The organism is Metabacillus sp. 84, from assembly GCF_050107715.1.
In the GTDB taxonomy this organism is placed as follows: domain Bacteria; phylum Bacillota; class Bacilli; order Bacillales; family Bacillaceae; genus Metabacillus_B.
The window spans coordinates 41,924-60,822 of record NZ_JBNILN010000002.1 but is presented as its reverse complement, the minus strand read 5'-3'; the positions used below and the strand labels follow the sequence as shown (position 1 = coordinate 60,822).

Here is an 18,899-nt window from a genome sequence, read left to right as displayed (position 1 = left end):
CTTATCCGGGAGGACTGGCTGCGGATGCCGGCCCGCGAACCTCCGTCCAACAGTTTGACTGGATTTCGGCATATTTTTGCAAACGCATTCAATACCCGGCTGGCGGTACAGGCTTTAAGCGGGTAAATGCCCTTGTCGAAGCGCTCCGCCGGATTTACGGACGCTGCAATCAGCTTCATCTTGTTTACGGGCGGGGACGGCACGGTTTCGAGCGGTTCCTTAATCTATTTTTTCATGACCATACAAGTTCAGCCAGCTCCGCTAAACATTCATTTTTCAGCTGAGCACTGGCAATTCGTAAGGTGGAGCGTAAAATACATTAATTAGTATAGACTATTACCTTAAATGTGTTATACTAATTATAGAAATGACTTTATTACGAGCAAAGGAAGGTATGGGGATGAATTCACTTGCCGCAACAAACGAGCTTTCGCTTTTACTTGAAGGGGAAAATGTTTCATTAAACTTATCAGTACCGCAGCTAGTTGAAAAAATTCTGTCAAGGAACGAAGCCGTTTTAACATCAACCGGTGCCATCCGCGCAACGACCGGTGCCTATACAGGCCGTTCGCCTAAAGATAAATTTATTGTTAAGGAAACGAGCGTTGAAAACAAAATTGATTGGGGCGCTGTTAATCAGCCTATTTCAAGCGATGCTTTTGAAAAGCTTTACCAGAAGGTCCTTTCATACTTAAAACAGCAGAATGAATTGTTTGTTTTTGATGGATATGCCGGAGCCGATGAAAGATACCGTCTGCCCATCAAAGTGGTGAACGAATATGCATGGCATAATCTTTTTGCGAATCAGCTTTTCATAAGACCGGATGGTAAACCGGATCACTCGGGCACGGAGCCCTTCACCATTGTATCTGCTCCAAATTTCAAAGCGGATCCGGCTTTAGACGGCACCAATTCAGAAACCTTCATCATCATTTCCTTCGAAAAAAGAACCATCTTAATTGGTGGAACGGAATATGCCGGAGAAATGAAAAAATCAATTTTTTCCATTATGAATTACTTGCTCCCTGAGTCTGGAATTTTCCCGATGCACTGTTCTGCTAATGTTGGCAGGGAAGGGGACGTAGCATTGTTTTTCGGACTTTCCGGAACAGGCAAAACGACTTTGTCAGCGGATCCGAAACGGAAGCTTATTGGAGATGATGAGCATGGCTGGTCTTCTAGCGGAGTATTTAATATCGAAGGCGGATGCTATGCAAAATGCATTAATCTCTCAGAGGAAAAAGAGCCGCAGATCTTTAATGCGATTCGTTTTGGGTCGGTTCTTGAAAACGTAGTGGTCGATGAAACGACGAGAGAGCCTGATTACGATCATGCTTTTTATACTGAGAATACGAGAGCCGCATATTCACTGGATGCAATGGAGAACATTATTCTCCCAAGTATTGCAGGTCATCCGGATACCATTGTTTTCCTGACAGCGGATGCCTTTGGAGTACTGCCTCCGATCAGCAAGCTGACGAAAGAACAAGCCATGTACCATTTCTTAAGCGGATACACAAGCAAGCTGGCAGGCACGGAACGCGGCATTACCTCGCCGCAGGCAACTTTCTCAACCTGTTTCGGATCACCTTTTCTCCCGCTTCCTGCTCAAGCTTATGCGGAAATGCTCGGACAGAAAATTGAAGCGCACAATGCGGACGTGTATTTAGTCAACACAGGATGGACGGGTGGCGAGTATGGTACCGGCAAAAGAATGAAGCTTGAATATACTAGAGCAATGGTTCAGGCGGCGCTGGAAGGAGAACTGGCTTCCTCTGAAATGTTGATGGATGACATTTTTGGGCTGCGCATTCCGGCTCATGTTCCAGGCGTACCGGATGAGGTACTCATTCCTTCCAGAACGTGGTCAGACAAAGAAGCTTATAAAATGAAAGCAAGACAGCTCGCAGAGAAGTTCAAGCATAATTTCACGAAATTCACTTCCGTCAGACAGGAGATCTCTGATCTGGGAGGTCCTCTCGTTTAAAAATTGATAAGTGATTCCCCTTGTACGCTTCACAGCGTTTAGAGGGGAATTTTTTTTAGGGGCAGATTAATCCCTGCATGCGTCTAAGTCGGCTGCAGCATAGCATCCTGCTTTAACATATGACTCAAGGAAAATTTGCCTTTCCAGCCATACATAAGCTTCGTCATTAAATTCTGCAATAATAAATTTTGAAATTTCTCTTAAAATTTGAGACAATCTGTGGTATCTTATTATTATCTTCTTTAGACGCACACTTGTATATATAAGGAGGACACTATGAAAATACGTCTAGGACTTCTCCCGAAGATTGCGGCAGCGATTATTCTCGGTATTCTGGCAGGAAAAATTATGCCGGAAGAAGTAATCCGTTTTTTCGCAACGTTTAATGGCATTTTCGGGAACTTTATTAATTTTGTAATTCCGCTCATTATTATAGGTTTTATCGCACCTGGAATCGGACAGATAGGGAAAGGTGCGGGACGGCTGCTGGGTCTGTCTGCCGGAGTAGCTTATGGTTCCACCGTAGCTGCGGGTCTCCTTGCTTACTTTGCAGCGTCCATGCTGCTGCCGGGATTCACAGAGGGGTATACCTTAAATAAGATGGGAAACCCTGAGGAATTTCTTCAAAAGCCATTTTTCACAGTGGAAATGCCGCCGTTTATTGATATTGTAGGCGCCCTGTTGCTCGCTTTCACACTTGGAATTGGCATGGCCTCTATTAAAGGAAATGCTCTGAACCATGTCATGGAGGATTTTCGGCAAATCGTTGAAAAGGTAATTGCCGTCGTTATCATTCCCCTTCTCCCATTCCATATTTTCGGAATTTTTTCCAATATGACGTTTGGCGGTCAGGTTGAATCCATTATCTCTGTCTTCGCAAAAGTATTTGCGATGATTATTGCATTGCACCTGATTATGCTCGTCCTGCAGTATTTGGCGGCAGGTGCTGTTTCAAAAGCAAATCCGTTCAGGCTTCTAAAATCCATGATGCCCGCTTATTTTACGGCACTTGGAACGCAATCCTCGGCTGCAACGATTCCGGTTACGCTGGAACATGTAAAGAAAACCGGAAAAGCGGATGATAAAGTAGCGGACTTTACAATTCCGCTTTTTGCAACAATTCATCTTTCGGGGAGCACGATTACTCTCGTAAGCTGCGCGATGGGGGTCATGCTGCTAAGCGGAGCAGAGATCTCTTTTCAAACACTCTTTCCATTTATTCTGATGCTGGGCGTAACCATGATTGCAGCACCCGGTGTTCCTGGAGGTGCTGTAATGGCAGCGCTTGGACCCCTAAAGTCTATACTCGGGTTCGATGCTACCATGGTTTCCCTCATCATCGCGCTATACCTCGCTCAGGACAGCTTTGGAACAGCTGCCAACGTAACAGGAGACGGTGCTTTAGCCATCTTCCTGAGCAAAATCGGAGTGAAAAAGAAAAAGCCCGCTTCAGCGAAGCAAGCTTCTTAATAAGATTTCCGCTCCAGCTTTTAAACAGTGCCATTCACCTAAAACCCCCGGCAAGCACGGGGGTTTTTTCAGATGGTAAAAGGTATAGCATTCAAGAGCATCCTGTTATTAATGAAAGCAGCCAGATACGATTACGTTCAAGTGAGTTAACGGGGGATTAGCGAACTTTGTCGAAAAGTCATTATATCGAAAGTACGGACAATAAAATAAAAGTTAGGACAATAAAAAGAGAGTTAGGACAATAAATCTAAAATTAGGACAATAAATCAGAAGTTCGGACAATATCCTGACCAACCGGCTCCGATTCAGCTTTAAAAACTTCTTATACAGCCATAAGAGTGCCCTTCCAGGAAAGGTTGACTGGTGGATGCGCTCCAATCAGCCCTCCAAGGTGAAAATGAAGCGCTTCCAAGCGCATTTTCCCTTCTATTTATTCACGTTAAGGCTTACCTGGTCCGGCCCACTGACCCATACCCACTCGATCCTTTGTTAATGAAAATAAAAAAAGGCTGCACAAGAAAGCAGCCTTCCCCCATTCTAATTGTTCCCCCTCAGGACTTTCTGGCAGCAGCCCCTTCTTTATCCTTATTCCGGCTGATAAGCAAGAATGTACGTTCCCTGAATAGCTGTTTTCCATTTCACTCCGTTTACAGAAACTGATTCAGCTTGGCCTCTATTAAGCACAATGGTTATACCTTTTAGATGGCCGGCGTTTTTCATGGTGACATTTATGGTTTTTCCCTGTACTTTGCCTGCTGTCACATTCTCTCCAAAATCATAATCCGATCGAACATTTGAAGAAGCCTTAGCTGCTGCGAGCACCCCTTCTGTTTTCTGCTGATGATTTTGGAAAAAATGGTAGGTGCCTGTTTGGCTGTCAGCACGTAAACCGAACTGCCCCACTCTTTTTCCCGTGACGGCAGGAGCATTTTGATCGGTATAAGGCTGAAGGATGGTCACAAATTGTGCTTCCTTTCCTGTCACCCGCTGAAGCATGACTGGAGTCAGCTCTGATGGGCTGCTGGAAGGACCCGGTCCATCCGCAGCAAACACTGAAGATTTTTGAAAAGGAATGGAATAGGTCCGAAGCCCTTTTCCATTTTGATCCCACCTGCTGCTCCATCCAGAATCAATTCCCCCGGCTCCTTTCGGATTTTTCAAATGCTCATACCCATTTCCGTTTCCAATCGCGCTGGAAAGCCGCTGAAGATGTAAGTCTGTCTGATACGCTCCTAATCCGTGAAGGGCAAGATCATATTGATGGGTTCTTGAATCATCTTTTACATAAAACCAGTCCAGCATAAATTCATCTTCCATCCAGTAGCTTCTTTCATAAGCCACTCCTGGATACGCACCGTTTGCCTTGGCATACATGTATTTGAATGCAGGATTACTTGAAAAAATCGGCATTTCTCCCTTTGTTTCACTCTGGGATTTGCCATCAACTGTTACTGTATTATGAGAAACTGTGTGCTTGTACCAGCCCCTGTATAGCGGATGGGTATAACCCGGCGTTCCAAAGTCCGGAGCAAGCAGGGTCCCCGCTCCGTACAGGTCGATGTTCAGCTTATCATAGTGTCCGTGCGAGCCGCCATGATCACCGTAATCCAGCAGAACATACGACTGCTGATCTCTTGAATCAGGATGTCTTAAAATCGCCTGTCCAATGCTTGTCAGATGCAGGCTTTTTGTAGGAATCCCGGCTGCTTCTTCAATGCTGTCACTTCCAAAGAAAAGCGCAAAATCCCCTGTCCGGCTCAGCTTTTCATATTTTGTATGGAGAAACCACGCATATCCCGGATCTTTATATTTCGTATAAGCCAGCTCATAGTCGTTGTAGCCTCGGGATGATGTATAGCCGGTAATGCTGCTGCCATATTTTCCTCCGTCATTATTCGTCGGCTGAATGAAATTCGGGTAGCTGTAAAGCAGCGGAATATCAAACATTTTTTTAAACTTTTCATGGCTGTATAAATCATAGCCCCAGTGGGAGGCTGTTTGAGCCAAAATGCTGAGCGGGGCAAGGGCATAGGTGTGATACGCCATTGACCCTTCCCACCAGAACCCATCCTCCAGAACAGCCTCATCCATTAAATAATAGAAACCTCTTTGCCCATTTACAGCAAATTCGAGCAGCTCCTTCTTGTCTGCTGCTGCTCCAATCATTCCAATGGCGGCATTGTGCCATGCCTGCCAGTTTGATTTACTGTATGGGTTCTGCTTCAAAGTCTCCGCAATCGGAGCAAGTAAATCATCCTCTATTTTCTTTTTTTCTGCCTGCGTAAACGAGGGGCTGCTGTATAGAAGGTCATAGCTTGAAGCAAGATCGACCGCGCTTACAGCTTCATCCAATGACTGATAGTACCATTTTCCGCCTTTCGTTTGCTTTGAAAATCCTTTATACATATCTGCATATTGGAGCAGCAGACCCCGTGCAGCCTTGGAATAGGTTTCGCTGCCGTTTAAGGCATAGGCTGTCGAAAGAATCCGGATTTGGCGGACCCGTTCATTATGCTCGTAGGCAAGCCAGCCGGCTTCAATTTTTTCGCCGTTGTAATTTTTCTTATCACTTGGACAATAGTGCTCTCCATTCTTGTTCTGAAGCGGTGTGCCATCGCTGCACACATACCATGAGGCATAGCCTGCAGGCTTTTTCGGAATCGTTTGATCTAACTTAAGAAATGAGTTTGCTTCGCTTTCCAATCGCTTTAAATAGTTTTTAGCCCATGGCTCTCGAACAGTTCTCGATTTTGCTTTTTGAAGTTCCTGTACCCCGATGAACGAATGCGGTCTTGGTTTGGATAGCTGATTATTCATATTTGGAGTATACCCCGGGGCTGGTGAAGTTGAACCGGTCCGTTTTACTGATTTTATGCGCTCCTCCGGCATGAATTTGTAAGGATTTGCTCTGGACTCTACTAAAGACTTATAAGCGGAAGATTGCAGGAAGGGTTCATTCAGACGTTTCATTGATGGGCTGGAAGCACTGGAAACGGACGTCAGCGGGAGCAGAAGAAGGACAAAAAGAAGAACACCCTTAATGGGATGGGAATTCAATGTGATAACCTCCGAAATTTTTATAAGTATTTCTCACTAGTACTTATCGACTAATACCCTCTAATGTTTCACCAATTTCTAAAAAAATATTAAAAAAAGAAGCCCTGCCAGGACTTCTTAATTTGTGGAATTCAGTTTAATCAGCTTGTATGTAAGAATCGTCTTGCTGGTCTGCCATTCGACTTTCGTAATTACCGCTCTTCCGCTTACATCCCCGTCCTTCGTTTTTTTCACTTCAACCGGAAGATCAAGCGGGTACAGGCGATAACCGTCTTTCTGAAGAACAAATACATTTTCTTCAAGCCTCTTTTCGTTGCCCTTTGTTACAATCATCGTATTCAGCTCAAGGGGCATTCCCATCGCCATCTCTCCTTTATCAAAATCCCATTCCGCCCGGGCACCGCCACGCCCGGCCAATGGAGTTTTCCTTTATTTTAGCATATCAGCCGGACTGCCGCTTCATCCAACTGGTCAGTCTCTGCACCGTTTCCCTGTTTACATGTGGAGGGAAGTAATGGGTGTACTCTTCAAAAAACCATGATTCAACATTAAGGCCAAGCTCTTTTGCCCGCGCTTCAAGCTTAAGTGAATGCTCCAGGGAAACGTTCTGATCCTTCGCTCCATGAATAATGAGAAGGGGAGCTTTCATTTTATCCAGCTCATGAAGCGGAGTCCTCCAGCTGTATTGGTCCGGGTATTTATTCGGACTTCCTCCGATTACTCTTTTCATCATTCTGCGTAAATCCTCCCGTTCTTCATACGTCAGGACCATGTCAGAAACCCCTCCCCATGTAACGACCGAGCATAAATCATTCCGCTCATTTCCAGCAATAAGCGCCATCACCCCGCCTCTGGAAAAGCCAAATGCATGGATTTTCCCTGAATCCGTTTTCGGGTGGCTGGACAGAAGATCAATGGCTGACAAAGCATCCTCGCGATCTTCACCAGCAAAATCTTCATTTCCTTCACCGCCTTGATTTCCTCTATAAAAAGGAGCCATTACGACGAACCCTTCAGAAGCGAATTGAACAATTCTTCCGGGACGGACCATTCCCACCCCTTTAATGCCTCCGCGAAGATACAAAAATCCATCATAGGTCCCTTCTTTTTTAGGCTCTGCAAGAAGCCCTTTTACCTTAAGCCCTGCAGAAATGTAAGTAACAAGCTGCAAATCAATATCAGGGTGGGGAGAAGGGTACTTTTGCCGTTCAATAATTTGTCCGTTACTCATTAAAATCCCTCTTTCATCTTTCATTCAAATTGGGCATTCACACATTTTTCCCGATTTTCATACGTTACTGTTAGAGCAGAAATTTCCGGTATGCGGCCTGTCTGTTCCGCATCCGATCACGAAGGAGGACCCGCTCATGAAAAAATGGTTCATCAGCTTCATGGTGCTTATTTTATTAGCCATACCACTTTCGGCATGTAATCAAAACGCAGTTACGAAGATTCGTGTAGCAGAAGTCACCCGCTCCATCTTTTATGCTCCTCTTTATGTTGCCCTTTCGAAAGGGTTTTTTAAGGAAGAGGGCCTTGAGGTCGACTTGAAGACCACCTTTGGAGGGGATAAAACAATGACGGCCCTTCTATCCGGAGGGACAGATGTTGCGCTTGTGGGCTCTGAAACCTCCATTTATGTTGAGGCTCAAGGCTCAAAGGATTCGGTTATCAACTTCGCCCAGCTTACCCAGACAGACGGCACCTTCCTTGTAGCAAGAGAGAAAACGGATTCATTTGACTGGGAGGATCTTAAGGGAAGCACGTTTCTTGGCCAGCGCAAGGGCGGCATGCCTCAGATGGCCGGTGAGTTTGTATTGAAAAAGCATGGCATTGACCCTCAAAAGGATTTGGAGTTAATTCAGAACATTGACTTTGCGAATATCGCCAACGCCTTTGCATCTGGAACAGGTGATTACGTTCAGCTCTTTGAACCGACAGCCAGTATCTTTGAAAAAGAGGGAAAGGGCACAATTGTTGCATCCTTTGGAACAGAGTCCGGAATGATCCCCTATACAACGTTCATGTCAAAGGAAAGCTATATTAACCAAAACGGGGAGACCGTCCAAAAATTCACCAATGCCATTCAAAAAGCACAAACCTGGGTGGAAGAGCATTCAGCAGCAGAAATTGCTGAATCGATCACCTCTTATTTTGAGGATACAGATCCGTCTTTAATTGAGACGGTTGTAGACCGGTATAAAGAGCAGGGCTCCTTCGCAGTAAACCCGGTCCTTGATGAAGCGGAATGGAAGAATCTCCAGAACATTATGGATGAAGCGGGTGAACTCCCTGAACGCATTGAACATAGCCGTCTTGTAAATACCGAATTCGCCGAAAAGGCTTCGGAAAACTAAGGAGTGTCAACAATGGCTTTCCTTTCCATACAAAACCTGTCGCATTCTTATTTCACAAAAGAAACGATTACTAATGCGTTAGAAGGCGTCAGCCTGACCGTTGAGGAAGGGGAGTTCATCTCCTTCCTTGGCCCAAGCGGATGCGGGAAAACGACTTTATTATCCATTACGGCCGGTTTGCTTTCACCTGCAGAAGGAACGGTATTAATCCGGGGAGAGCCGATTGAGCAGATGCGGAAAAAAATCGGCTATATGCTGCAGCAGGATTATCTTTTCCCATGGAAAACAATAAAAGACAACGTACTGATTGGCTTGAAGACGTTAAACAAACTCACTCCGGACTCAGAAAAAAAAACCATGCATCTGCTGGAGGAAATGGGTCTTAAAGGGGTAGAAGAAAAATACCCCCGTCAGCTGTCAGGCGGTATGCGCCAGCGCGCTGCATTAGTCAGAACCTTGTCAGCAGACCCTGAATTGCTGCTATTGGATGAGCCTTTTTCAGCATTGGACTACCAAACAAAGCTGAGACTCGAAGACCTTGTCCACCAGACCCTTCACGACTTTGGCAAAACTGCATTGCTTGTTACCCATGATATCGGCGAGGCCATTGCAATGAGCGACCGGGTTTTTCTTTTTTCAGCTGGTCCGGGGAAAATCGCCAAATTATTTCCTATTCCCCGGGAAATTCGAGAGCTCTCTCCTTTTGATGCAAGACAGCATCCATTATTTAATGAGCTGTTTCAAACGATATGGAAGGAGCTCGATCAGCTTGAGCAAGAAAAATAAAACCCATTTAGAAGAGCTTCATCACCATTACCTTGACCGGATCAAAAGGGAAAAAATGATTGTCTTGCTTTACCAGCTCCTTATTTTCGCTGCTTTCTTCAGTTTGTGGGAAATCGCCAGCAAGAATGGCTGGATTGATCCGCTGATTTTTAGTGCCCCCTCAAAAATATGGGCCCTGTTCCTGGATAAATGGAGCGATGGGACACTGGCGGCTAATGCGGGTGTAACCATTTTTGAAACGGTGCTCGGATTTATTCTTGGAACGCTGGCCGGGATCATGCTTGCCGCCATTCTTTGGTGGTCTCCAAGATTATCAAGAATCCTTGACCCTTACCTCGTTATTTTAAATGCCATGCCAAAGGTTGCACTTGGCCCCATTTTAATCGTTGCAATAGGACCCGGGTTTTTCTCCATTGTAGCGATGGGAGCCATCATCTCTGTTATCATCACCACAATTGTTGTTTATACTTCCTTTAAAAGCATAGATCCGAATTATTTAAAAGTCATGCAAACCTTCGGAGCAACAAGGTTTCAGCTCTTTAGAGAAGCCGTTCTTCCCTCTTCATTTCCCGTCATGATTTCTACACTTAAAGTAAACGTCGGGCTTTCATGGGTCGGAGTGATCGTGGGAGAATTTCTTGTTTCCTCAAAAGGCTTTGGGTACATGATCATATATGGCTTCCAAGTATTCAACTTTACCCTTGTGTTCTTGAGTCTCTTTCTCATTGCCGTTTTCGCCACAATTATGTACCAGCTCGTAGACTGGCTGGAACGAAAAATCATCAAACACTCTGATTAAAAAGGCTTGCCTCAAACGGCAAGCCTTTTTAATCCTGTATATGCTCCATAATCCGCTTCAGGGACTGCTGCAGCACTTCATCCTTCATAATAAAGCTGAATCGCCTGTCCTGCTGGATATTATCAGGTATTTCGTCCAAAAGAACAGGTCCTTTTGTTTCCATGTAATCATCCAGCTGAATCATTTCGTTTACCGCTGCAAAATAAATGTTTTTAATAATGATTTTCTCTTTACCGGAAACACGGTATTGCCCCATATACTTAAGGGAAGTTACAATCCCGCCCGTTTCCTCTTTTACTTCTCGGATGGCAGCTTCATCTGCTGTTTCATTCATTTCCACCTTGCCTCCGGGAAATTCATACCCCCGGTCTCCATGATCGGTCAGCAGCCATTTGTCCTGGTAGCGGCAGACGACCCAAACATGCTTTGGAAAGTTTGAAAATGGATTTTTTTCAAATGAAAGCTGCACCTGATTATGATAATAATCTTTAAAACGATACATGTGATCCCTCTATTTTCGACTTTTCCAATCCTATCTTATCACAATGGGATTACATTGTATAAGTTCAACTATGTTTGATCTTCAATATTATTCAGAATCTTCTGGTCTTCTATATGCTGTTTCGCTTCAGCATCTCCCAGCTCATGGATCATTTTATAAATGTTTAGATTCGCCTGATCGACTGCATCGTTAGGGTGGTCAAAATGATAAGGCAAGTAAGGAACATGCGTCCTGAAAAATCCTTTCCAATCGGAAGCATACTGCTCATCAAAATAGGATCTTAATTCCACAATCTGATCATCCGTGGCCTCAATCCGGTAATCCCAGACAGATGCATCAGCCAGCTTGGAAATTTCCCCGCTGCCGACGGTCACATAGTAGGTTTTCTTATCTTGATTTTCCATATTCGTCACACCCTCAGGCTTTTCTGCTTATTTTGCAGCCCGCAGCCAGTATTTATGCGGATATTACTTTTTAATTCTGTTTTTCAGCTCATTAAGCGCATCCCGGATAAATTGCGGAACCGGAAGTCCGGAATTGGAAACGTGCGTAATAATGGAGAGCAATTCGAAGAAAATATAAAAAACAACCGTAAAATCTCTGATAGATAACCCTAATGGTATAATCTTGTCCAATAAATTGGCAACAGCAACCATTATTAATACGAGCAGCTTTTTTAAGAGCTCAATTATGATGTCCCGCAATGTTACCTGACCGGTGATTGCTTTGGAGATCGCAAAACTAACGAATCCAATTACCATTAATGCAAAAAGAACATACAGCATTTCCTCCATTTCCCCAAGTAAAAAGGTCAGTACGGTCATACTAAGTGAATAGAGGGCCATAGCATCTGCATCCTTGCTTATGTTAATCATCCTTTCTTAGAAGGTATAGATTATGCTATGGGACGCAGAATCAAAATGTATGGACAGTCATACAGTCCAGTAATAAAAAGGCTAATCTGCAAAAAATCAGGAGGCTTGCAGCATGAATTGGAAGGAATATTTTACAAATGATATTGAAATGAACTTCAGAACGGATACTGTGGACCTGGAGGCAGCCATCGAAAGTTACGTAAACTCGCTGTCAGAGGAGGAGGTACTCCAGCTAACGAAAAGAATAGATGCTGAGGAGCTGCGCGAGGTATTAGCGGAAGCGATGTTAAAAAAACTGGAAAACTTCGAATAAGGCTTTTGTGTTTCTGCGTCAAAAAATAGACAACCGGTGTAAGGAACGAAAGAAAAAACGGAGCCAGCAGGCTCCGCTTCCCCATCATTTTCCGAGATAGGCTTTAAGCATCCAATTATGCTTTTCCAGACTCTGATGAATGGCCAGGAGCATGTCGCCGGTTGTTTCATCCCCAACCTCAGCTGCCAGATCCATGCCTTCCTTCAGCTCATCTGCCACTGTTGTAAAATCGGTGTGCAGCTGCTGCACCATTTGCTCAGCTGTTTCTCCGCCATCTGCTTCCTGTATGGAAGAGAGCTCCAGGCAGCCTTTCATCGTAGCTACTGGTTTTCCTTCCAGGGCAAGCAGTCTTTCAGCCAGCTCATCGACATTGGTTCCTGCCTCATTGTAAAATTCCTCAAATTTTTCGTGAAGGGTGAAAAAGTCTTTTCCGGTTACATACCAATGGTAACTATGTAGCTTCACATACAATACGGTCCAATTTGCTACCTGCTTATTAACTGTGTCTAATAATTTTTGAGACATTGAAATCCTCCTCTAATGATAAGTTAAAATTAAAATTCCCTTTTTATGTTGTCTTCAAACTTGATTCAATATCCGTCTTCAGTGTTAAAATAGAAGAAAGCGCTATACATACACCAAAAGGGGGCTATCCCGTGTACTGGTGGATCCTTGCCATCTGTATTGCCATTGTCTTGATCGTTTTAGCTTTAAGTGTCATTACGACTAACAAAGCCTATAAATTCAAACATACGGTTGACCGGCTTGAGGAAGATCCTTGTACCAAAAGCAAACATCAAAACCCTGATGAATAGCAGGCATCCTCTTCAAACATCGCTGATTAGAACAGGACTCTTCAGCCTGAATTTTTCCAATCAAGTCACCTCTCGGTACGGTTGGTCCATATCCTGGTCCATATCCCTGTCCTGAAAACCTCCGGGCACGCTGATTGCCATCGTTGCCGCAGCCTGCCTGCGGGAGCTCCATGTCCGGCTCCCACCACCTCTTATATCCATTTATCGAAATCAACCATCCTTAAGAAAAGAACGTATTGAAACATTTTGCCTTAAGTAGGCTCCATCAGGTTTTATTTTTAGCAGTCCGGGGAATCTTATCTATACAGTAAGGTGACAAAGGAGAATGCATGATGCTTTGGACCATTATTTCAATACTGTTAGTTGTATGGCTGGTCGGATTAATATTTAAACTGGCAGGCGGAGCAATCAATTTGATTCTTATTATTGTAGCAGCATTGTTTGTCGTTAAATTTGTAAAGCGAAAAAGACTTTAGCTGCCATTGCAAACGGGGGCACTTATTCAACTGGCGCAGCTTCGGGGCTGCAAGGGTGTTTGAGAGGAAGGGCTAACACTGTATAGGTGCTACATAATTGATTTTTATTCTCAGAACCGGCTCAGATCGGTTCTTTCTTCGTTAAATAGACGAAAGGTTTGAAGCCAGAATCCTGCGAGATTTTGCTTTTTATTCTTGATGTAGTACAGAATTTAAATAAACAGCCAATAAGGCTGGTGCCAGCTTAAAATTAGCCGCACCTTAAAAAAATCCTATTTACATAAAAACCGGCAGATTCAATTGGAATCTGCCGGTTTTTGCTTAGCTGTTTGTGCTGCTTAAGGTTTCCGTTAAGATCGGTACAATTTGTTTCTTGCGGGAAACAACCCCTTTTAGAAGGGCTCTGCTGTCTTCCATTTTTACGTTATAGGCAAGCTCAACAGCCGCCGTATCTCTTCCTGCTGCAAGAGCAATCGAATCACTTTCCAGAATATCTGTCACAACAAACAGAAACAGATCCAATCCTTTTTCAGAAACGGCGTTCGCAATGGCCGCTTCTATCTCTTTTTGACGCACAAGGATATCATTAGGATCGACAGCATTGACTTGTGCGATTTCCACACGGCGTGTTCCCATTTGAAATTCTTTAGCATCCAGAGAAATCAGCTCATCCACTGTTTTGCTGCTTAAATCTGCACCTGCTTTAAGCATGTCCAAACCGTAGCTTTCCAGATCTACACCGGCGATTTCAGCAAGTTCTTTCGCTGCTGCAATATCCTGTTCCGTGCAGGTAGGCGATTTGAAAAGAAGAGAATCTGAGATGATTGCTGAAAGCATCAAACCAGCAGTATTCTTTTCAATCTGTATTCCATTCTCTTTATACATCTTATTTAAAATCGTTGTCGTGCATCCAACCGGCTCTGCCCGGTAGTACAAAGGATCGCTTGTTTCAAAGTTGGCAATACGGTGATGATCGATTACTTCAATAACCGTTACTTCCGTAATATCATCAGCGCTTTGCTGACGCTCGTTATGGTCAACAAGGATGACTTCGTTTGCCTCCGCTGAAACCTTTTCCACTAAACGGGGAGCCTGCGTATGAAACGCATCCAGAGCAAATTGAGTCTCACCGTTGATCGCACCCAGACGCACCGGCTCAGCATTCATACCTAGCTTGTTTTTAAGCTCTGCATATGCAATGCTTGAACAAATCGTATCTGTGTCTGGATTTTTATGACCGAATACCAATACTTTTTCCATCGTATCCTGCTCCTTGCTATAAATAGAATTGTTGCAGAGTCAGCTGTTCCTCCCTGCTTTCGAACTCTATTTTATCATATTCCGAACATTTTAACGGCAAAATCAAAAGACCTTAGCTATAGAGACATCTTACAGAAGAAAATAGAGCAGCTAAACTCCCTGTTCACTGCGCTTTAGGTACAATTGCTGTAGGATTTACAGCTTTTTACACATATCCTATAAAGGAAGAGATAAGAAAGGACGATTCAGTTATGAGTTTTGAAAAAATGCTATATTTCATGGTCCATTTAGCCGGCCCGCTCATCTATCTTATTTCAAATTTAGTGTGGGGAATCTTTGGGCTTTCGAAGAACTGGTGGGAGGTTCTTTCCGATCACCTCTCAATCCTAGGGATTTACTATTTAGGGGTAAGCATCCTTTGGATAACCAATTTGGACGCAATCAAAAAGACTGGCAAAGATATAAAAAAAACAGATGGGTAACCGAACCCGCTATTGCAGTTTGAACTAACTAAATCACTCAAATCTGCATCCTGTTTTTTCTAGCGTTTCTTCTTTATTCGAGCATTTCTTTTACGAGCAGTGGACCAGAAAACAATGAGGCTTTATTTTCTAATGGTGTATGAACTAATACAGCGAATCCTATCAGCTGAAAAAGCGCTGCTATATGCATCATCAACGATTTGTGATTTGCTTTGTTTGGATTTTTTGATATTTATGTTATTCCTCAATGTTTAGGACCCGCACGACTCGTCAGAGACCCCACAGCAGATTAAGAATAATTAAGCAGTTGCAGCCCGGAAGCTTACAACTGCTAATATTGGCAGCGTTAATAATTTTCGTACACATAGGGTGTGTCAGGCTGCTTGATTTTTTGAATGTTCGTGATGCTTATGACAGGCAGTTCTTTTCCATTAAAGTCAGCATGAGAAAGAATGCCTTCCACTTCGATCCATTCATCTTTTTTAAATTTTTCCGCTTCCTCATATTCTCCAATCATTCCATAAACCGTGGCATCCGCCACACAGCATGATATGCCAAAGCGGGCAATGGCAAGCTGATGATCAGAAAAACCCGGCTCGCGATACACAAATCCTTTCAGCTTTACTTTCTTGCCTTTATACATTTGGGGATTCTCATCGAGGATGTTGGTCATTTGAATAAAATCATCATCCTTGAACGAAAGAAGCTCTTGCTTTCTCATTTCTTTTTCTTTTTTACTGTAAGCTTTTTCAATCACTTCATCCTCAACGATGACTCCATCAGGATTTGCCTGAAGCATTTCCTCACGGGCTTTTTTCGTTTCTTCCTCCGTGGCTTTTGTTCTTTCTTCCAATTGCTTCATGTAGCCTTCCGGATCCTCCATATATGCCTCTGCAAGGCTTGTATCCTTGCCCTCCTCCGGTTGGCTATTACTTGAAGCTGCTCTTGCAATACCTGATTTAAATCCTCTTTTTTCGGCTACTGAACTGTCAAGGATGACCTCCGGGAACATAAAGCCGGTTAAGACCGGAAAGATAAAAATAAGATAGATGGCGACAGACACCCAAGGCTTTTTAGGGGGACTATGGTCCACTCCGCATCCGCAGGCACTCTTTTCCTGCTTCTTGGAACCGCTCCTCCACATCTGCATCATGCCAAGTATGAGAAACACAAGCATAGCAAAATACATAAACGGGATCATTCGGGGTGCAATAAAGTTCTGGATGTTTCCAGTAATCATCAATTTAAAAATCAGCATAGAAAACCCTGTTAAAATCGTTCCTCTTACAAACAGATGAAATTTAAAATCCTTTTCCTCCATGAGTGCACCTCCTTAAACCATCAATACTTGATAAATTAAAATAACTCCATACACGACCGCTGTAATGACCAGCAACAGGACGAATACAAACTTTGTGCGAAAATAAGCAAGGAGCATGATTGTATTTTTCAAATCAATCATGGGTCCGTAAACTAGAAACGAGAGAATGGCTCCTGCAGAGAACATTCCGCCGAAGGAAGCGGCCACGAAGGCATCTGCTTCGGAGCATAAGGAAAGGATATAGGCAAATGCCATCATAATTACCGGAGACTGCAAGTCATTGGAACCGATTGACTCCAAAACAGACCGGTCAAGGAAGGTCTGAAATAAACTTGCAATCGCAGCTCCGAAGATTAAATATTTTCCCATATCAAAAAACTCGTCGGCTGCATGATATAGAGTTGCTTTAAATCTGCTTGGTTCTACTTCTGAATGATCCCCATGCTCATCAGCAGCAGGGACTGACCTTTTAAGCTGATCTGAGTTCCTGAACACCAAATAAATAATGAGCCCTATCAGCAGGGCTGATATGAATGCCAGTCCCATTCTTCCATAAGCAATTTGAGGGTTGGATTGAAATGCGTAATAGGTAGAAGCAAATACAACAGGATTCAATACAGGCCCGGCCGCCAGAAAGACCATCCCTGTGTGCAGCGGCATCCCTTTTTTAATCAGCCTTCTGACAACGGGCACAATGGCACACTCGCAGACTGGAAAAATAATGCCGAGCAAGGAAGCGGGAAAAAGAGCCAGCAGTGGGTTTTTCGGGATTAGCCGCTGTACGGTTTCCTCGGACACAAAAACTTGAATCAGGGCGGAAACAAATACTCCGAGAATAATAAACGGGATAGCTTCAAGGATAATGCTTAGAAAAATCGTATTGATCGTGAGCATATAGGATGGAATATTCCATGTATCCATATGCACATCCGCAAACAGGAATAAGTAAAGAAAAATTGCAATTAAAATATACGAAGCTAAATCTCTTATCCATGATTTTTTTTGTAGGTTCATTCTATTAATCTCCTAAATCAGTTCTTAGATAAATGATATGAGCATTGTCCACCGGATATGATTGAGCATATACAGTTTAACAAGGATTGTTGAAAAACGGAATAGAATCCGTTAATATAAATCGTAATAATTTCGTTTTATTTCAGGAGGAAGATAGTATGCTAGAATGGACGATTATTGGAGGCGGTATTCAGGGAATTGCAGCCGCGTCGTTTTTAATTGAAAGCAGGAAAGCCTCAGTAGAGGACATCCGGATTATTGACCCTAATTCTGAACCGCTCGCCCATTGGAAAAAATGCACATCGCTCATTTCCATGCCCTTTCTCAGGTCTCCATCTGTTCATCACCTAGAGTGCGATCCATTTGGACTGCTGAAATACGCTAAAGAAAAGGAGAGCTCCGGTTTATTCTACGGCCGCTACAAGAGGCCTGCGTTAAATTTATTTAATGAGCATTCTGATCAGCTAATTGAATCAGCCGGACTGCAATCCAGCTGGATTCAAGATCGGGCGAAGTCAATTGTCCGTGATGGCCAAAAATGGCGAATCACTGTCGAATCCGGTCAGTTTTATGACTCTAAAAATGTGATTCTGGCTATTGGGATTGGAGAACAGCCCGCACTGCCGAAATGGGCTGAAGACTATGCCTGTAGCTGCACAGAGCAGGTGTATCACATCTTTAACGATCATCTGCCCCCTCTCCATCAACTAAAGGGTCCCATTACAGTGATTGGCGGAGGGATTACCGCAGCCCACCTCCTAATTAAGCTTGCCGGGCTTTACCCGGGGAACATTCATCAAATCATCCGGCATAAGCACCGGATCATGGATTTCGACAGTGATCCAGCCTGGATCGGGGAAAAAAACCAAGCCCCTTTCCGAAAAATCCGCTGCTATTCAGAGCGCCGCAGAAAAATTAAAGAGGCGAGACACAAGGGCTCGATGTCAAGAGAACTCTCACTGAAGCTGCGCCGGCTCGAAGCGGAAAAGAAACTAAGCGTTGCTTACGGAAATCCTTCTTCTATCGATAAAGTGAACAGCCACTTATACAGGATTAGCTTTTTTGATCAGGAACCTTCCGTTCAGGCAGGGACAATATTGTTCGCTACTGGCTTTGAGAACAAAATTCCAGGAGCGGATTTACTGGCTCCGTTAATAAAGAATGAAAACCTCCCATGCGCAGAATGCGGCTTTCCGATCGTCACAGAGAAGCTCGAATGGGCTCCCTCCCTCTATGTCATGGGCGCGCTTGCTGAGCTTGAAATTGGTCCTATCTCAAGAAACATAGCCGGTGCAAGGCAGGCAGCAGAGAGAATTATTTCGAGTAACTAAAAGAAATTGCCGGGGAGATAGATGGAGCTTTACTATGTTAAACAGACGAGGAAA

The 18,899-nt window shown here is 43.9% G+C and carries 20 protein-coding genes; 10 read left to right on the top strand and 10 right to left on the bottom strand.

What is annotated here, in order from left to right:
* Positions 1 to 400 precede the first annotated feature (400 nt).
* The gene (gene pckA, locus ACQCV8_RS04865) at positions 401 to 1,987 is read left to right on the top strand and encodes a phosphoenolpyruvate carboxykinase (ATP) (protein WP_426843437.1); all 1,587 of its coding nucleotides are present in this window, start codon (positions 401 to 403) and stop codon (positions 1,985 to 1,987) included.
* Between the two features lie 276 nt (positions 1,988 to 2,263).
* Entirely contained in the window at positions 2,264 to 3,457 is a 1,194-nt protein-coding gene (locus ACQCV8_RS04860) for a dicarboxylate/amino acid:cation symporter (protein WP_426843436.1), read from the top strand.
* Positions 3,458 to 4,042: 585 nt separating this feature from the next.
* Here ACQCV8_RS04860 and ACQCV8_RS04855 read toward each other — a convergent pair.
* The 3 genes from ACQCV8_RS04855 to ACQCV8_RS04845 all read right to left on the bottom strand — a co-directional run bounded on the left by ACQCV8_RS04855 (position 4,043) and on the right by ACQCV8_RS04845 (position 7,745).
* The gene (locus ACQCV8_RS04855) at positions 4,043 to 6,514 is read right to left on the bottom strand and encodes a heparinase II/III domain-containing protein (protein WP_426843435.1); all 2,472 of its coding nucleotides are present in this window, start codon (positions 6,512 to 6,514) and stop codon (positions 4,043 to 4,045) included.
* Positions 6,515 to 6,631: 117 nt separating this feature from the next.
* A complete protein-coding gene (locus ACQCV8_RS04850) occupies positions 6,632 to 6,874 on the bottom strand; it encodes a DUF2584 domain-containing protein (RefSeq protein ID WP_426843434.1) in 243 nt (80 codons plus the stop codon).
* 82 nt (positions 6,875 to 6,956) lie between these two features.
* Complete coding sequence (locus tag ACQCV8_RS04845) at positions 6,957 to 7,745, bottom strand: alpha/beta hydrolase family protein (RefSeq protein WP_426843433.1); 789 nt, start codon at positions 7,743 to 7,745, stop codon at positions 6,957 to 6,959.
* A 136-nt stretch (positions 7,746 to 7,881) separates the two neighbouring features.
* On the opposite strand from ACQCV8_RS04845, the gene ACQCV8_RS04840 reads away from it, so the two are divergent.
* Genes ACQCV8_RS04840 through ACQCV8_RS04830 form a run of 3 tightly spaced genes read left to right on the top strand, consistent with a single transcriptional unit; the run spans position 7,882 to position 10,456 of the window.
* The gene (locus ACQCV8_RS04840) at positions 7,882 to 8,871 is read left to right on the top strand and encodes an ABC transporter substrate-binding protein (RefSeq protein ID WP_426843432.1); all 990 of its coding nucleotides are present in this window, start codon (positions 7,882 to 7,884) and stop codon (positions 8,869 to 8,871) included.
* A 12-nt stretch (positions 8,872 to 8,883) separates the two neighbouring features.
* Positions 8,884 to 9,657, top strand: a complete 774-nt coding sequence (locus tag ACQCV8_RS04835; protein WP_426843431.1) for an ABC transporter ATP-binding protein — start codon at positions 8,884 to 8,886, stop codon at positions 9,655 to 9,657.
* The gene (locus ACQCV8_RS04830; protein WP_426843793.1) at positions 9,602 to 10,456 is read left to right on the top strand and encodes an ABC transporter permease; all 855 of its coding nucleotides are present in this window, start codon (positions 9,602 to 9,604) and stop codon (positions 10,454 to 10,456) included. Before ACQCV8_RS04835 ends, ACQCV8_RS04830 begins: the two co-directional genes overlap by 56 nt.
* A 28-nt stretch (positions 10,457 to 10,484) precedes the next feature.
* Here the strand turns inward: ACQCV8_RS04830 and ytkD are convergent, their stop codons facing one another.
* The 3 genes from ytkD to ACQCV8_RS04815 all read right to left on the bottom strand — a co-directional run bounded on the left by ytkD (position 10,485) and on the right by ACQCV8_RS04815 (position 11,803).
* Positions 10,485 to 10,958 carry an RNA deprotection pyrophosphohydrolase gene (ytkD, locus tag ACQCV8_RS04825; protein WP_426843430.1) on the bottom strand — a complete coding sequence of 158 codons (474 nt, stop codon included), beginning with the start codon at positions 10,956 to 10,958 and terminating at the stop codon, positions 10,485 to 10,487.
* A gap of 68 nt (positions 10,959 to 11,026) precedes the next feature.
* Positions 11,027 to 11,362 (bottom strand): hydrolase, encoded by a 336-nt coding sequence (locus ACQCV8_RS04820; protein WP_426843429.1) that lies wholly within the window; start codon positions 11,360 to 11,362, stop codon positions 11,027 to 11,029.
* Positions 11,363 to 11,425: 63 nt separating this feature from the next.
* Positions 11,426 to 11,803 (bottom strand): phage holin family protein, encoded by a 378-nt coding sequence (locus ACQCV8_RS04815; protein ID WP_426843428.1) that lies wholly within the window; start codon positions 11,801 to 11,803, stop codon positions 11,426 to 11,428.
* Positions 11,804 to 11,945: 142 nt separating this feature from the next.
* Between ACQCV8_RS04815 and ACQCV8_RS04810 the strand changes: the two genes are divergently transcribed.
* Positions 11,946 to 12,146, top strand: a complete 201-nt coding sequence (locus tag ACQCV8_RS04810; protein WP_426843426.1) for a hypothetical protein — start codon at positions 11,946 to 11,948, stop codon at positions 12,144 to 12,146.
* An 84-nt stretch (positions 12,147 to 12,230) separates the two neighbouring features.
* Here the strand turns inward: ACQCV8_RS04810 and ACQCV8_RS04805 are convergent, their stop codons facing one another.
* Positions 12,231 to 12,671 carry a Dps family protein gene (locus tag ACQCV8_RS04805; RefSeq protein WP_426843425.1) on the bottom strand — a complete coding sequence of 147 codons (441 nt, stop codon included), beginning with the start codon at positions 12,669 to 12,671 and terminating at the stop codon, positions 12,231 to 12,233.
* 131 nt (positions 12,672 to 12,802) lie between these two features.
* Here ACQCV8_RS04805 and ytzI point away from each other — a divergent pair, with 131 nt between their 5' ends.
* On the top strand, positions 12,803 to 12,961 hold the full coding sequence (ytzI, locus tag ACQCV8_RS04800; protein ID WP_426843424.1) for a YtzI protein: 159 nt from the start codon (positions 12,803 to 12,805) through the stop codon (positions 12,959 to 12,961).
* Between the two features lie 332 nt (positions 12,962 to 13,293).
* Positions 13,294 to 13,437, top strand: coding sequence for a lmo0937 family membrane protein (locus ACQCV8_RS04795; RefSeq protein WP_426843423.1), 144 nt, complete (start codon positions 13,294 to 13,296; stop codon positions 13,435 to 13,437).
* Between the two features lie 321 nt (positions 13,438 to 13,758).
* Here ACQCV8_RS04795 and ACQCV8_RS04790 read toward each other — a convergent pair whose 3' ends face one another.
* Positions 13,759 to 14,697 (bottom strand): manganese-dependent inorganic pyrophosphatase, encoded by a 939-nt coding sequence (locus ACQCV8_RS04790; protein ID WP_426843421.1) that lies wholly within the window; start codon positions 14,695 to 14,697, stop codon positions 13,759 to 13,761.
* 251 nt (positions 14,698 to 14,948) lie between these two features.
* Between ACQCV8_RS04790 and ACQCV8_RS04785 the strand changes: the two genes are divergently transcribed.
* On the top strand, positions 14,949 to 15,179 hold the full coding sequence (locus ACQCV8_RS04785; RefSeq protein WP_426843420.1) for a hypothetical protein: 231 nt from the start codon (positions 14,949 to 14,951) through the stop codon (positions 15,177 to 15,179).
* 346 nt (positions 15,180 to 15,525) lie between these two features.
* Here the strand turns inward: ACQCV8_RS04785 and ACQCV8_RS04780 are convergent, their stop codons facing one another.
* Both ACQCV8_RS04780 and ACQCV8_RS04775 read right to left on the bottom strand, forming a co-directional pair.
* Positions 15,526 to 16,500, bottom strand: a complete 975-nt coding sequence (locus tag ACQCV8_RS04780; protein WP_426843418.1) for a TIGR03943 family putative permease subunit — start codon at positions 16,498 to 16,500, stop codon at positions 15,526 to 15,528.
* 12 nt (positions 16,501 to 16,512) lie between these two features.
* Positions 16,513 to 17,514 carry a permease gene (locus tag ACQCV8_RS04775; RefSeq protein ID WP_426843417.1) on the bottom strand — a complete coding sequence of 334 codons (1,002 nt, stop codon included), beginning with the start codon at positions 17,512 to 17,514 and terminating at the stop codon, positions 16,513 to 16,515.
* Positions 17,515 to 17,672: 158 nt separating this feature from the next.
* On the opposite strand from ACQCV8_RS04775, the gene ACQCV8_RS04770 reads away from it, so the two are divergent.
* Positions 17,673 to 18,845: an FAD/NAD(P)-binding protein gene (locus tag ACQCV8_RS04770; protein WP_426843416.1), complete on the top strand. Its 1,173-nt coding sequence runs from the start codon at positions 17,673 to 17,675 to the stop codon at positions 18,843 to 18,845.
* Positions 18,846 to 18,899 lie beyond the last annotated feature (54 nt).

Excerpts from the sequence above, each read along its gene's own strand:
- ACQCV8_RS04845 (WP_426843433.1), bottom strand. The coding sequence starts at position 7,745 with ATGAGTAACGGACAAATTATTGAACGGCAAAAGTACCCTTCTCCCCAC.
- ACQCV8_RS04805 (WP_426843425.1), bottom strand. The coding sequence starts at position 12,671 with ATGTCTCAAAAATTATTAGACACAGTTAATAAGCAGGTAGCAAATTGG.
- ytkD (WP_426843430.1), bottom strand. The coding sequence starts at position 10,958 with ATGTATCGTTTTAAAGATTATTATCATAATCAGGTGCAGCTTTCATTT.
- ACQCV8_RS04815 (WP_426843428.1), bottom strand. The coding sequence starts at position 11,803 with ATGGCCCTCTATTCACTTAGTATGACCGTACTGACCTTTTTACTTGGG.
- ACQCV8_RS04810 (WP_426843426.1), top strand. The coding sequence starts at position 11,946 with ATGAATTGGAAGGAATATTTTACAAATGATATTGAAATGAACTTCAGA.
- ACQCV8_RS04850 (WP_426843434.1), bottom strand. The coding sequence starts at position 6,874 with ATGGGAATGCCCCTTGAGCTGAATACGATGATTGTAACAAAGGGCAAC.
- ACQCV8_RS04780 (WP_426843418.1), bottom strand. The coding sequence starts at position 16,500 with ATGGAGGAAAAGGATTTTAAATTTCATCTGTTTGTAAGAGGAACGATT.
- ACQCV8_RS04835 (WP_426843431.1), top strand. The coding sequence starts at position 8,884 with ATGGCTTTCCTTTCCATACAAAACCTGTCGCATTCTTATTTCACAAAA.
- ACQCV8_RS04770 (WP_426843416.1), top strand. The coding sequence starts at position 17,673 with ATGCTAGAATGGACGATTATTGGAGGCGGTATTCAGGGAATTGCAGCC.
- pckA (WP_426843437.1), top strand. The coding sequence starts at position 401 with ATGAATTCACTTGCCGCAACAAACGAGCTTTCGCTTTTACTTGAAGGG.
- ACQCV8_RS04790 (WP_426843421.1), bottom strand. The coding sequence starts at position 14,697 with ATGGAAAAAGTATTGGTATTCGGTCATAAAAATCCAGACACAGATACG.
- ACQCV8_RS04785 (WP_426843420.1), top strand. The coding sequence starts at position 14,949 with ATGAGTTTTGAAAAAATGCTATATTTCATGGTCCATTTAGCCGGCCCG.
- ACQCV8_RS04820 (WP_426843429.1), bottom strand. The coding sequence starts at position 11,362 with ATGGAAAATCAAGATAAGAAAACCTACTATGTGACCGTCGGCAGCGGG.
- ACQCV8_RS04830 (WP_426843793.1), top strand. The coding sequence starts at position 9,602 with ATGAGCTGTTTCAAACGATATGGAAGGAGCTCGATCAGCTTGAGCAAG.
- ACQCV8_RS04860 (WP_426843436.1), top strand. The coding sequence starts at position 2,264 with ATGAAAATACGTCTAGGACTTCTCCCGAAGATTGCGGCAGCGATTATT.
- ACQCV8_RS04795 (WP_426843423.1), top strand. The coding sequence starts at position 13,294 with ATGCTTTGGACCATTATTTCAATACTGTTAGTTGTATGGCTGGTCGGA.
- ACQCV8_RS04840 (WP_426843432.1), top strand. The coding sequence starts at position 7,882 with ATGAAAAAATGGTTCATCAGCTTCATGGTGCTTATTTTATTAGCCATA.
- ACQCV8_RS04775 (WP_426843417.1), bottom strand. The coding sequence starts at position 17,514 with ATGAACCTACAAAAAAAATCATGGATAAGAGATTTAGCTTCGTATATT.